General features: G+C 45.0%; 1 protein-coding gene. It reads left to right on the top strand.

All coding sequences use genetic code 11. From position 1 onward, the window contains the following. Nucleotides 1-282: hypothetical protein (locus HC752_RS24985; protein WP_238930631.1), on the top strand; the 282-nt coding region annotated here is incomplete at its 5' end. Nucleotides 283-620 lie beyond the last annotated feature (338 nt).

The following is a 620-nucleotide window of genomic DNA, read 5'->3' as shown; positions in this document are numbered from 1 at the left end:
AACCTAAAATGCCACACGTTGGCAGTCCGCTTGAAGCGTTTGTTAGAGCGTAACGAGTACACAAACTCACTTGGCAGAGAAGCATTTTGCTTGCATTCAATGAACAGCATCCTAACCAACAAAACCTGCTGCAACCAGACCACAATACCCAAAACACCGAACCAGTCGAAGAATTTACAAGAACGAACCGAAAACCAAACTTCAAAATCCGGAATTTCCAATTGGCATGAAATCCCACAGCGACTTGGCTTGCGACGACTTTTCCAACTTGATACTGGCTGAGAAGTTGAATTTTCCAGCACTGAAGCCAACAATTTTCGAGAGCCTGACAACCCTTGAATTATCAAAGCGCTATAACGCCAGCTTAAACCGCAGACAACGCAAAAAACAAGCCGCTGCATTACGCCTTAAACACTAAAATTACTGCAAACCAAAAATGCCACGCGTTGTTTGTCGGTTTGAAGCTTTTGTTAGCCCTTAAACCCTTTTGAGAGGGTGGAATGGCTCATCAGGCAACTCAATCGCCATGCTATCACCTGCCGACACTCTACCACCAACTTTGACGATCCCCATTACCCCTGCCTTACGGACTAACTTTCCTGAGCTATCTTTACCCAAAA

The sequence above is a fragment of the Vibrio sp. S9_S30 genome, from assembly GCF_014694455.1.
Lineage (GTDB): Bacteria > Pseudomonadota > Gammaproteobacteria > Enterobacterales > Vibrionaceae > Vibrio.
The sequence above is the reverse complement of the archived record's forward strand: the minus strand, read 5'-3'. Positions and strand labels throughout refer to the sequence as shown.